Below are 12364 nucleotides of genomic sequence, written 5' to 3' on the forward strand. Positions count from 1 at the left end.
TCCGAAAGCACGAAAAAGTTCATCGGGAAGGTTTCGGAACTTTCCGAAAGTATAAAAAAGTACTCGGACAAGGTTTCGGAACTTTCCGAACACTTCGCCCGATGTGTATTTTCAACCCAAACGGTCGGAAAAGAAGGCTTTCGGCAACGACCGACAATTGTACTGCATGGCCATCACTTCGCCATACGCTCCCGCCGAACGGAACGCGATCAGGTCGTTACGACGCACTTCGTTCAGTTCAACGTCTTTGCCGAATACGTCGGACGATTCGCAAACCGGCCCGACGACGTCGTAACGCTCCGTCTGCCCGTCGCTCGTGATATTTTCGATACGATGGTAGGCGTCGTAAAAAGCCGGGCGCAGCAACTCGGTGAAGCCGGCATCGAGCACGGCGAACTTCTTCGCCTCCCCCTCCTTCACATACAACACCCGCGAAATCAGCGAGCCACACTGTCCGACGACCGACCGTCCCAGCTCGAAATGAATCTGTTGTCCGGGACGACGGCGAACGAGTTTGTGAAACACCGCGAAATAACTCTCAAAATCGGGCACATCGAGATGATTCGGATGATGATAGTCGATACCGAGACCACCTCCGAAGTTCACATTGTCGACCACGATACCCTGCGCTTCCAGCTCGTCCTGCAACTCGTTGCTGCGGATGCACACGTCGCGAAACGCCGACATGTCGGTGATCTGCGAACCGATATGAAAATGCAACCCGGTGAAACGAACATGCTTCATCGCGCGTATCTCGGCGAAGACGCCGGGCAGCAAACTCAGGTTGATGCCGAACTTGTTCTCCTGCAAACCGGTCGTGATTTTGGCATGTGTACGGGCATCGACATCGGGGTTGACACGCAGCGCGACCCTCGCCGTCTGCTTGCGTTCGGCCGCCAGCTCGTCGATGATCCGCAGTTCGGCCAACGACTCGACGTTGAAACACGCGATGTCGTGTTCCAGCCCCAGCCGAATCTCCCAATCGGCCTTTCCCACACCGGCGAAAACAATTTTCGATGCCGGAAAACCGCAGGCCAGCGCGGCCTCGATCTCTCCGCCGCTCACGCAGTCGGCGCCGAACCCACGCGCCGCGATCGCCGACAGGATGCGCGGGTTAGCGTTAGCCTTGATGGCGTAATGTTGATGATAGCCGTATTTTTCGGTCTCTGCCGTCAGCGCGTCGAGCGTCTTCTGCAGCAAAGCCATGTCGTAATAATAAAACGGGGTGTCCCACTGCCGGAACCGCGCTACCGGAAAAACTCCTTTGATCATGTTACGTCGCTTGTCCGAAAGTTAAACCTCCGACGCGTTTTCGTTAAACAGATGGTCGCTCAGCGCCTGCAACGCCCGTTGCTTATCCGACGCTTTGATGATGAGCGACACGTTATAGTTGCTTCCTCCGTACGAAATCATCCGGATCGGAACATCTTTGAGAGCGTGGATGATCCGGGCCTCGAACCCGACATTGTCCCACTCCAAATCACCGACCACGCAAACGATGACAAGGTCTTGATCGACCGTCACGGTACCATACTTTTTCAGATCGTCCACGATTTCTTCCAGATGTTTCGTGCTGTCGATCGTCACGGACACCCCGACTTCCGAGGTCGTTACCACGTCGATGGGCGTGCGATGGTTCTCGAACGTTTCGAACACTTTCCGCATGAAACCGGTGGCCAGCAACATTCGCCCGCTTTTGATCTTGATCGCCGTGATATGATCCTTGGCGGCAACGGCTTTGATTTTGCCCTTCTCCGTCACGTTCGAGATCGTCGTGCCCGGCGCATCGGGCTGCATCGTGTTGAGCAGTCGCACGGGAATGTTATTCTGCTTGGCCGGTAAAATACACGTAGGATGCAGAATCTTGGCGCCGAAATACGCCAGCTCGGCGGCCTCGTCGAAGTGCAACTGATGCACCGGCGCCGTATGTTCCACCATGCGCGGGTCGTTGTTGTGCATCCCGTCGATATCGGTCCAGATCTGAATTTCTTCGGCATGGATCGCCGCCCCCACGAGCGACGCGGTGTAATCGCTTCCGCCCCGTTGCAGGTTGTCGATCTCGCCATACGCGTTGCGGCAGATGTACCCTTGCGTGATGAACAGATTTACGTCGGGATATTGCTCCAGTAAGCCGTTCAATTTCTCGCGGATATAAATCGGATCGGGGTCTGCGTTCTTATCCGTGCGCATGTAATCGAGCGCCGGAAGCAAGGCGGACTTCACGCCCTGCTCTTCGAGGTAAAGACTCATCATCCCGGTCGACATCAGCTCGCCCTGCGCCAGAATCACCTTCTCCTCGAACATGGTAAACAAGTCTTTGATCAACGAGCGGATCTCGTCGAAGTGCGAGGCGACCAGTTCCAGCGCCTTCTGCTTGTACGGCTCGGTGCGATACAGTTCGTCGATGACGCCCGCATATTTGAGCGAGAGCATATTGATCACTTCGTTGGCACCGTCGGGATTCTTTTTGTAGAGGTAATCCGCGATTTCGACCAATGAGTTCGTCGTACCCGCCATGGCCGATAGAACGACGATCTTGGGAGTCCCGTCGCAGATTAGTCGGGCAACATCCTTGATCCGTTGCGCCGAACCGACGGAAGTGCCGCCGAATTTTAAAACCTTCATTTGCGTCGTGTTTTTATGCTGTTATTTGTTGATGTAATTCATTTACGAATGATGAAGCTCGTGCGGATTCGTTACGTCGTGCAGCCTTGCTTGTTCGCATTTGACGACACGTGCCGGAAAACGCTCCACGATGTTGTAATTATGGGTCGTCATCATCACGGCTGTGCCTCGTTTGCAGATGTCGTGCAGGAGTTGTACGATCTGTCCGCTCGTTTCGGGATCGAGGTTGCCCGTCGGCTCGTCGGCCAGAATGATTTCCGGCGTGTTCAGCAGTGCCCGCGCAATCGCCACGCGCTGCTGCTCTCCGCCCGATAATTCGTGAGGCATCTTGTAGCCTTTGTTCGGAATGCCCACCTGATCCAAAACCTCTTGAATGCGCTTGGCGATGTCTTGTTTTTTGCGCCAGCCCGTGACTTTGAGGACGAACTCCAAGTTCTTGAAGACCGAGCGGTCCGTCAGCAACTGAAAATCCTGAAAGACGATGCCCAACTTGCGACGCAGATAAGGGATATCGCGACGTCGCATGTTGCACAAGTCGTATCCCATGATCGTCGCTTCGCCCTCCGAGACGGGAATCTCGCAATACAAAGCCTTCAGCAGGCTGCTCTTCCCCGAACCGACCTTGCCGATGACATACACAAATTCGCCGTTGTGTAGCGTCAACGATGCGTTGCGCAAGACGATATTCTCCTCCATGCACAACATCACCTCTTCCAAGCGGACTAATGTTTTACGTTCCATATGCTCCCCGGTCTCTTTTTCCGCATCTTTCGCCATGGTTCCCCATGTGTTGCATGCAAGATGTTCCGACCTTCTCTTATCTGATTTGTTGCCAGTCGGCAAAGGTAATAAAAACTCGCAGGAAACGAAATCTTTCGACCGAAAATATCCTTGAAACCTCGCTCTGTTATGCTCGGAAACCGTCATGGAAAAACCTTGTTCGGCGTCACTCTTTTTCTCGGCAAAAAGATTTTACGCAAAAAATAAAATGATCAATGGAAAAAATAGATGGCTGCAGGCCGGAGGGGAAAGGGTAGCGAGACCCGGGATTGAACCGGGGACCTCATGATTATGAATCATGCGCTCTAACCAGCTGAGCTATCTCGCCATCGATGAAAAACGGTGCAAAGATAGTAAAAAAACAATTATCCGCAATCGAACGATGTTTTTTTTCGGGTCTTGTTTTTTTTCCCTACTTTTACCGCTGGCAAAAAGCATTTTCAGTTCTGTTTCAGAATCTGCGACTTCTTTTGCACCCCAAACAAACGAACCGATGAAGATACTTGTCATAGAAGACGATCCGTCGTTGCGCGAGCTGATCGTCAAGTCGCTGGAAAAAGAGCGTTATGTAGCCGAAGTAGCCGATAACGTACGCACGGCGCTGTTTAAAATCGAAGATTACGACTACGATTGCATCCTGCTCGACATCATGCTGCCCGATGGCAACGGATTTGACGTACTCGAACAGCTCAAGGCGATGAAGAAACAGGAAAGCGTGATCATTATCTCGGCCAAAGATTCACTTGATGATAAGGTCGAAGGACTTGAACTCGGCGCCGACGACTATCTGGCCAAGCCGTTCCATCTGGCCGAACTGCACGCACGTATCCGCAGCGTGATCCGCCGCAAGCAACATCACGGCAATACGGAGATCGGGCTGGGCAACGTGCGCATTATTCCGCAAACGTTTCAGGTATTTGTAGGTAATCAAGAACTGATGTTCGGACGAAAGGAATACAATATTCTGTCGTACTTCATCAATCGTCCCAACCACCTGATCAGTAAGGAAACCTTAGCCGAAGCCGTGTGGGGCGATCATATCGATCAGGTGGACAATTTCGATTTTGTCTACGCTCAGATGAAAAACATCCGTAAAAAGCTGAACGATGCAGGGGCGACCCTCGAAATCAAATCCGTCTATGGGTTCGGGTACAAGCTGGTCGTTCATGACTAATCTGCCTTCTTCTCCCACGTTCCGATGAAACTGATATACCGTATTCTGCTCCGCCTATCCATCGTCCTGTCGATCTTACTGACGGGATGGGCGGTTTATTTTTACGTGAATATCATCAACGAAGTAAATGACGAAACGGATGATTCGCTCGAAGACTTCTCCGAGATGATCATCAAACGGGTGCTGACGGGCGAAGACTTACCCGTGTACGATAACAGCACGAATAACAGTTTTCATATCAGCGAGATCGACGACGAATACCTCCGCAGCCACCCGATGCTCGAATACCTCGACGAGATGATTTTTATCCCCGAAAAGAACGAAACGGAGCCTGCACGCACCCTCAAAACCATCTTTAGAAACCGAAGCGGCCATTATCTGCTGCTCACCGTCTCTGTCCCGACGATCGATAAGGACGATTTGAAAGAGGCTGTGCTTTACTGGATCGTTCTTCTCTACATTATATTATTGGTGACGATTCTGGCGATCAATATATGGGTTTACTATCGCAGTATGAAGCCGCTGTACACGCTGCTGGACTGGTTCGATTCTTATATGATCGGCATGAAAAACCGCCCGTTACAAAACGACACCAACGTACAGGAATTCCGCCAACTCAACGAGGCCGTCACGCGGCACACGAAACGTACCGAAGCGGCATTCGAATTGCAGAAACAGTTTATCGGCAACGCCTCGCACGAGCTTCAGACACCGCTTGCCATCTGCCAAAACCGACTCGAAATACTGGCCGACAGTTCGCCGCTGACGGAAGAGCAATTGGGCGAAATCATCAAGACCCAGCAGACGATTCGGCAGGCTTCGCGCCTGAACAAGTCGCTGCTGTTCCTTTCGAAAATCGATAACCGGCAGTTTCCCGAAAGTACCCGAATCAGTATCCAGCAGCAGATCAAAACGCTGCTGGAGGATTTTGAGGAAATCTACGCCCACCGCAATATTTCCGTCATCTTATCTGAACATGCTCCTCTGCACGTCTTCATGCACGAAGCGCTTGCCTCGGCACTCGTCTCAAACCTGCTGAAAAACGCGTTCGTACATAATACGGAAAACGGCAAGATCATGATCGATATCACCGAAAGCCAATTATCCATCCGCAATACAAGCGACGACCATCCGCTCGATGGTACGCAAATCTTCGAACGTTTCTATCAAGGGAATAAAAAGAAAGGCTCGAGCGGTCTCGGACTCTCCATCGTCGATGCGATCTGTAAGATGTATCAAATCGCCATACGATACGACTTTCGCAACGGTCTCCATACATTTATTCTGACTTTTCCGAAAAAAAATCGCCCTTTCCGGTAAATTTCAAATTCATTTCAGATTTGCATCTCATCTTTGCATCGGATTAATAACAAGAAAGAATATTATTTTAAGATGAAAAAGATGATTTTATTCGTATGCTTCGTTGCCGTAACGGCCATGGCATACGCAGGGAACGATAAACCGATTCAGACGAACGAGCTGCCTAAGAATGCGCAGCAATTCATAAAACAACACTTTACGAATGTAGAAGTCTCCTATGCCAAAATGGAAAATGAACTGTTCGATAAGAATTACGAAGTCGTATTTGTAGACGGCAGTAAAGTAGAGTTCAAAAAAAATGGAGAATGGAAAGAAATCAACTGCGGCAATACGAAAGTACCTGATGCGATTGTACCGAAAGCTATTCTGGACTACGTAGCCAAGAAGCACGTATCACAGAGTATTACGAAAATCGATCGGGATAGCCGTGACTATGAAGTCAAACTGAACAACGGCCTCGGACTCAAGTTCGATTTGAAAGGAAATTTCATCGGACTGGATTAACCGACACACAAAGCTTTTCAGTTTAGTTTTAACATTTAAATAACAAAGAAGATGAAAACAAAGATTTTATTTGCTTTAGCAGCCGGAATGTTTATGATGCAGAGTTGTAACAACGACGACCATCCTTTGGCGCAGACCGACAACGTAGAAGCTGTTTTAGCAGCCAAGTACCCGTCAGCCAAAAACGTGGAGTGGAAAACGCAAGGCTCTTACAAAGTAGCCGATTTCAAATACGAAAACACCTCGACCGTTGCATGGTTCGACCAGTATGCCCAATGGCAGATGACCGAGACGGATATACCGTACAGAAGTCTTCCGGCAGCCGTCAAGAAAGCATTCGAATCAAGCGAATACGCGACTTGGAGAATCGAAGATGTCGATAAGATCGAACGCCTGAATATGGAAACGGTATATGTGATTGAAGTAGAAAAGGCCAACAAAGAAGTAGATTTGTATTATTCGCCGACGGGCGTACTGGTGAAAACCGTCGTAGATACGGATAATGATCAGGATGACAGCGATGATTACATCCACTATATCCCGCAACAGCCTACGACCGGTATAAACAAGATCATCGCACAAAAATATCCGAAAGCGAAGATCGTAGAAGTAGATCATGAGAATGGGAGAATCGAAGTTGAGATCGTAGACGGGAATGTTCGTCGCGACGTGTATTTCGATCATTCGGAAAAATGGCTTTATACCCAAACAGATGTGCGTGTATCTTCGCTTCCGCAGCTTGTCGTAAAAGCCATCTCCACCTCCTATCCGGGCTACCGGATCGACGATGCGGAGTATTGGGAGACGCCTGCCGGCAACTACTTCCTGCTCGAGATCGAGAGAGGAAAATCGGAAATGAAGGTAAGAGTAAGCCCTACAGGACAGATTATCCGATGAATCTATAAAGAATAATAGAGAAGACGGTGTGCTCAGAACGGAATCGAAATTCCTTCGTGAGCACACTTTCTTTTTTATTTTGATTCAAATCCATTTTTCTTCCATCGCTATTTTCACGAGTACCATCGAATTCTTCGCATCCAGTTTTTGGATCAGGTTCTTGTGGTAGGTCTTAATCGTTTCGATGCTCAGAAACGTTTTGCCTGCCACCCGACTCGATGCCTTGCACGACCTCTTTCGAGAGAGCGTTTTTCAGTCTCTTGTAAGCCCGAACAGGGGCTTTTGGTATTTTTTCGGGTATTTGAAGTCTGTTTGTTGAGTCGCTGATGGCTGATTGTCGAATGCTAACTAATAATTAACCATCAAATTATGATGAACGCTAAAAAAAGAATCCCTAAGGAACTAAACCTTTTATATCATTTAATTGTTTTTGTAAAAAGAGTGTATGGTGTTCTTATCAGACGGGCTTTATCATGAAAAAGGGAATGCTGATCATTGTTTTGGGAGCTGCTTGCTGCTTTGCGGAAGCGACCGACCGGCTCCGTCCGTCCGATACGCGTACCGCCGGCATGGGAGGACAAGGTGTCACCCGCGCGGCATTGCTCAATCCGTCGTTGTTGGCCTTGATGCCGAGACGCGAAGTACGAGCCGATTACCTCAACCGTTATGGGATCAAAGAGCTGGGTACGCTTAGCGGCGGACTGTGCTATCCGAATACGTTGCTGCCTTTCGGCACTCATCTGACGTCGTTCGGCTATGACGCGTACCGCGAGAGCCTGTTCCGCTTTTCGGTCGCGAGGCGGCTGAGTCGTCTCTGGTCGCTCGGTGTCAGTTTGCAATATGTCCTTTTGCAGTCGGAGTTGTTCGAGCGCGATGTGGCGCGAATAGCCGTCGATGTGGGGGCGACCTTTCATCCGTCCGACGACTGGCTGATCGCTTTGTCGGTTATCAATTTCCCGTCCGTTTCGCTTGGAGATCGTGAGACGAACGGCACGTATCTCGCGACGCGAAGCGTTTTGTTGGGAATGAATTATTGGGTGGCAGAGAAGGTGCTGCTAACCGTCGGGGCGGAGACTTGTGAAGAGACGCCGTTTTCTTTTTCCGCGGGTATGGAATATGAGGCGTTCGCTGATTTCCGGATCCGTAGCGGAATAAAGACTCATCCGCTTCTTCCTTCGGCCGGTGTGAGTTATACGCTCGTCGGTCTGACGGCCGATGTGGCCTTTTGGTATCATCCCGTACTGGGCGCGGGCTCCGGTTTCGGACTTTCTTTCTCGTTCTGAATATGACAGGCTATGGGACAACGAGGACTTATTATTGGACTGATCTTTCTCCTGATTCCCTGTTTCTGTGCCAACAGTCAGGATGATCGATCGAACGAGCGATGGCAGGAATATATTCGGCTGTGGGCCGAAGACGAAGAAGACGGCGATCGGTTTGAATCATTGTACTCCGAACTGTCTTATTTGTCCGAACATCCGATCGATCTGAATACGGCTACGGCTGAGTCTCTGCGACGACTACCCTTCCTTTCCGATACACAGGTGGAAGCGATCCTTTCTTATCGTCGGAGATACGGTGCGCTGCTGACCGTCTACGAACTGAAAAATATCGCGGCGTTAGACTATCGGACGATCGAATGGATGGTGCCTTTCGTGTACGTCAGCGAGGTCGGCCGGCCGCGACGCGCCATCCATGGCCGTAACCTCTGGAAATACGGTTCGCATCAATGGATTGCCCAGTATCGTCGCACGCTGGAGCAGAAGCAAGGCTACCGCTCGCAGCCCGACAGTGTATTGCAGCGTTACCCCAACCGGGTGTATCTCGGCGAGCCGTTTTACCATTCGTTGCGTTACTCTTATACGTTCGATGAACGTATTCAGGCCGGATTCGTTGCGGAGAAAGATGCCGGCGAGCCGTTTGGAAATGCCCGTCACAAAGGATATGACTACTATTCGGCTCATCTGCTGTTGCACGATATGAAGAAATGGTTCAGCACGTTTGCGGCGGGTGACTATAAAGCGTCTTTCGGTCAGGGATTGGTGCTGAGCCATGATTTCATTCCCGCGCGCAGCACCGTATGGTCTTCGTCCGGCTACCGCAACAACGGTTTCAGACGTCATTACTCGACGAACGAGCACGATTTCTTTCGTGGTGTAGCCGCTTCCTTCGTGTGGAAAAACTGGACAGCCCACGTGTTTTATTCACGCCGTAAGACAGATGCTTCGACCGATAGCACCATCATCACCTCCTTCAAAACCGACGGCTTGCATCGCACGGAAAGCGAACGTGGCAAACGGCACACGGTGACCATGCAAACCTTCGGTACGAACATACGCTATGCCGCATCCGGCTCTCATATCGGACTGACGGCGCTTACGTACGACTTCGGGCATCATACGGTTGAGCTTCCGGCGAAGCCTTACAATCGCTATCTTTTTCGCGGAAACCGGAACGTGAATGCGAGTATCGACTACATGCTTCGCCTCAATACATTGAGATGGTACGGCGAAACGGCCTTGTCGCGCAATGGCGCCTGGGCGACGCTGAACGCGTTGCAATGGACGCCGAATTCCTCCGTTAGGGGAGTTATTCTCTACCGCCGCTACGCGGCCGATTATCAGGCTTATTTTGCGCATGCGTTTTCGCAGAGCAGCGCCATACGCAACGAGGAGGGCGTGTACATAGGCTGGGAGCTTACGCCATCCGTCGGGTTCTGGAAGATAACAGGCTACGCGGATTTCTATCGTTTCCCGTGGATGAAGTTCGGGGTCGACGCGCCTTCGTCGGGTACCGATTGCCTGTTGCAGATCGATTATGCGAAGTTCGAACATCTGGACTTTTATGTACGTTATCGCTACCGGCGACGCGAGTCGAATCATACGGCCGATGGGCATCCCGAAACAAAAATCCTCCCGGCGCGCCACCATCGCCTGCGTGCCCAGATGTTGTATTATCCGACTCCCGAATGGTCGTGGAAAGCAGCCGTCGACGCTTCGTTTTTTACTCCCGAAGCCCAAGCAACGAGCCACGGCTGGATGATCTCGAATGCGGTCGGGTGGAAGCCTCAAAGACTCCCCATTCAAGCGGATTGGTTTATCGCTTGCTTCCGCACGGACAATTATCAGAATCGTATCTATGCGTACGAAAAGAGTCTGCTTTACGCCTTCCACAGCACTTCGTTTTACGGAAAGGGGATGCGCCTGTCGACCGTCTTACGTTATTCGGTAGGATACCGTTTCGTTATCGCTGCCAAAATCGGGTGGACGCATTATTTTGAAGGCGAGCATATCGGCTCGGGACTCGAAACGATCGACGGCCGGAACCGTACCGACGTTCATGCCATGATCCGCTGGAAATTCTGATGAAAAAACTTGCGTATATGCCTCCTATTGCTGAAATTTGCGCAATGTACAACCTGTAAAAGAAAGAAATTTGTCGACGATATTATTTCAACAGATCGTATATGGCCCGGTACATAGCCGGCGCTTGGGCGTCTCGCTGGGGATCAATGTGTCGCCTCTCGACGGAAAGCGTTGCTCGTTCAACTGTATCTACTGCGAATGCGGGCTGAATGAGGACTTCCCGGCGAAAAGACCGGCTCCCAAACGTGAAGACGTGCGGAATGCGCTCACGGCCAAGTTGCAGGAGATGGCTACAGAAGGCGTGCGACCTGACGTGATCACGTTCTCCGGTAACGGAGAGCCGACGATGCACCCGGAGTTCGCCGGGATTATCGACGATACGCTTGCCGTGCGCGACGCGCTCTGTCCGCAGGCCAAAGTGGCAGTGCTTTCGAACTCGACCATGCTGCACAAAGAAGACGTGATGAGCGCGCTGCTGAAAATCGACGAGAGCATCATGAAGCTCGACTCCGTCAACGATGAGCGCATGCGGCAGATCGACGATCCCGACCGGCGCGACTTCACCTGCGAAAAACTGATTCGTCAGTTGTGCCGCTTCGACGGACGACTCGTCATTCAGACAATCTTCCTGCGCGGCCATCGCGATGGCGTGGCCATCGACAATACGGGCGATGAGGAGGTGACGGCATGGATCGAGGCACTGAAGCAAATCCGTCCGTACAAAGTGATGATTTATACGATCGACCGGGAGACTCCGGTACGTACCCTCGAAAAGATTCCGAAAGCCGAACTCGACGCAATTGCCGAACGCATACGCGAAGAAACGGGAATCGAAGTTTCCGTATCCTACTGATATCGGCTTTTATATTACCAACAAACGGATAGAAAGAAGATGAAATCGTACAGAAAAGAATTATGGTTTGAGACACCGACACGCCGGGCGTTCGTGAATATCACGTCCGAAATCGAGCAATGCCTCGCTGAAAGCGGCATACGCGAAGGGCTGCTGCTCTGCAATGCGATGCACATCACGGCCAGTGTGTTTATCAATGATGACGAGAGCGGCCTGCATCATGATATGGAGCTGTGGCTTGAAAAACTTGCTCCCGAAAAGCCGTATAGCCAGTATCGGCACAACGGATACGAGGATAATGCCGACGCCCACCTGAAACGTTCGGTAATGGGTCGCGAGGTGGTCGTGGCCGTGACCGGCGGAAAGCTGGATTTCGGGCCGTGGGAGCAGATCTTCTACGGTGAGTTCGACGGTAAGCGGCGCAAGCGGGTGCTGGTAAAAATTATCGGAGACTGATTCCTCCCTCGCTCTTCCTTGATCGTTTTGCTTTCTCGGACATTTATGAGCAGAAACGATACGTTCGGAACGTAGTAAAATCACGTTCCGAACGTAATAAAGGTATTTCCGAAGTGGTCATCGGGTATTCAAGAACATATTATCGGGTGTTTCCGAACGTCGTCTCGAGTGTTTTGGAACGTATCGACGGGTAATACAGAAATACGCGCCAGGTATTCCCGAACCTGTCGGTGGCTACTTCAGAACGTATCATCGGGTATTACCGAACTGGGTAGAATCAGGCTCGGAACGTATCATAATGGATATCCGAAGTACTTTGAATACGTTCCGAACCACCCTAAATACTATCCCGAATCTATCGGAATATGGTTTCTGATGTATTACAGCGTA

Annotated in this window: 12 protein-coding genes and 1 tRNA gene; 8 read left to right on the forward strand and 5 right to left on the reverse strand. The window is 50.9% G+C overall.

From position 1 onward, the window contains the following. Positions 1-111: 111 nt before the first annotated feature. The 4 genes from lysA to Q4A89_RS00020 all read right to left on the reverse strand — a co-directional run bounded on the left by lysA (position 112) and on the right by Q4A89_RS00020 (position 3733). Complete coding sequence (gene lysA / locus Q4A89_RS00005) at positions 112-1272, reverse strand: diaminopimelate decarboxylase (protein WP_303182713.1); 1161 nt, start codon at positions 1270-1272, stop codon at positions 112-114. Between the two features lie 21 nt (positions 1273-1293). After that, positions 1294-2625 carry an aspartate kinase gene (locus Q4A89_RS00010; protein WP_303182715.1) on the reverse strand — a complete coding sequence of 444 codons (1332 nt, stop codon included), beginning with the start codon at positions 2623-2625 and terminating at the stop codon, positions 1294-1296. 42 nt (positions 2626-2667) lie between these two features. Beyond that, the gene (locus Q4A89_RS00015) at positions 2668-3366 is read right to left on the reverse strand and encodes a cell division ATP-binding protein FtsE (RefSeq protein WP_303182866.1); all 699 of its coding nucleotides are present in this window, start codon (positions 3364-3366) and stop codon (positions 2668-2670) included. Positions 3367-3659: 293 nt separating this feature from the next. Next, positions 3660-3733 (reverse strand) — tRNA-Met (locus Q4A89_RS00020). A gap of 165 nt (positions 3734-3898) precedes the next feature. On the opposite strand from Q4A89_RS00020, the gene Q4A89_RS00025 reads away from it, so the two are divergent. The 4 genes from Q4A89_RS00025 to Q4A89_RS00040 all read left to right on the forward strand — a co-directional run bounded on the left by Q4A89_RS00025 (position 3899) and on the right by Q4A89_RS00040 (position 7300). Further along, positions 3899-4579, forward strand: coding sequence for a response regulator transcription factor (locus tag Q4A89_RS00025; protein ID WP_303182717.1), 681 nt, complete (start codon positions 3899-3901; stop codon positions 4577-4579). 24 nt (positions 4580-4603) lie between these two features. Then, a complete protein-coding gene (locus tag Q4A89_RS00030; RefSeq protein ID WP_303182719.1) occupies positions 4604-5899 on the forward strand; it encodes a cell wall metabolism sensor histidine kinase WalK in 1296 nt (431 codons plus the stop codon). Between the two features lie 72 nt (positions 5900-5971). After that, positions 5972-6403: a PepSY-like domain-containing protein gene (locus Q4A89_RS00035; RefSeq protein WP_303182720.1), complete on the forward strand. Its 432-nt coding sequence runs from the start codon at positions 5972-5974 to the stop codon at positions 6401-6403. A 51-nt stretch (positions 6404-6454) separates the two neighbouring features. Next, complete coding sequence (locus Q4A89_RS00040; RefSeq protein ID WP_303182722.1) at positions 6455-7300, forward strand: PepSY-like domain-containing protein; 846 nt, start codon at positions 6455-6457, stop codon at positions 7298-7300. 84 nt (positions 7301-7384) lie between these two features. Here the strand turns inward: Q4A89_RS00040 and Q4A89_RS00045 are convergent, their stop codons facing one another. Continuing rightward, the gene (locus tag Q4A89_RS00045) at positions 7385-7510 is read right to left on the reverse strand and encodes a LuxR C-terminal-related transcriptional regulator (protein ID WP_303182724.1); all 126 of its coding nucleotides are present in this window, start codon (positions 7508-7510) and stop codon (positions 7385-7387) included. A 263-nt stretch (positions 7511-7773) separates the two neighbouring features. Between Q4A89_RS00045 and Q4A89_RS00050 the strand changes: the two genes are divergently transcribed. From Q4A89_RS00050 to Q4A89_RS00065, 4 genes are all read left to right on the forward strand, one after another. After that, the gene (locus tag Q4A89_RS00050) at positions 7774-8583 is read left to right on the forward strand and encodes a hypothetical protein (protein ID WP_303182726.1); all 810 of its coding nucleotides are present in this window, start codon (positions 7774-7776) and stop codon (positions 8581-8583) included. Positions 8584-8595: 12 nt separating this feature from the next. Then, entirely contained in the window at positions 8596-10665 is a 2070-nt protein-coding gene (locus Q4A89_RS00055; protein WP_303182728.1) for a helix-hairpin-helix domain-containing protein, read from the forward strand. Positions 10666-10735: 70 nt separating this feature from the next. Continuing rightward, a complete protein-coding gene (locus Q4A89_RS00060; RefSeq protein WP_303182730.1) occupies positions 10736-11518 on the forward strand; it encodes a radical SAM protein in 783 nt (260 codons plus the stop codon). Positions 11519-11557: 39 nt separating this feature from the next. Then, positions 11558-11974, forward strand: coding sequence for a secondary thiamine-phosphate synthase enzyme YjbQ (locus Q4A89_RS00065; RefSeq protein ID WP_303182732.1), 417 nt, complete (start codon positions 11558-11560; stop codon positions 11972-11974). Positions 11975-12364 lie beyond the last annotated feature (390 nt).

The organism is Tannerella sp., assembly GCF_030528505.1.
GTDB lineage: Bacteria > Bacteroidota > Bacteroidia > Bacteroidales > Tannerellaceae > Tannerella.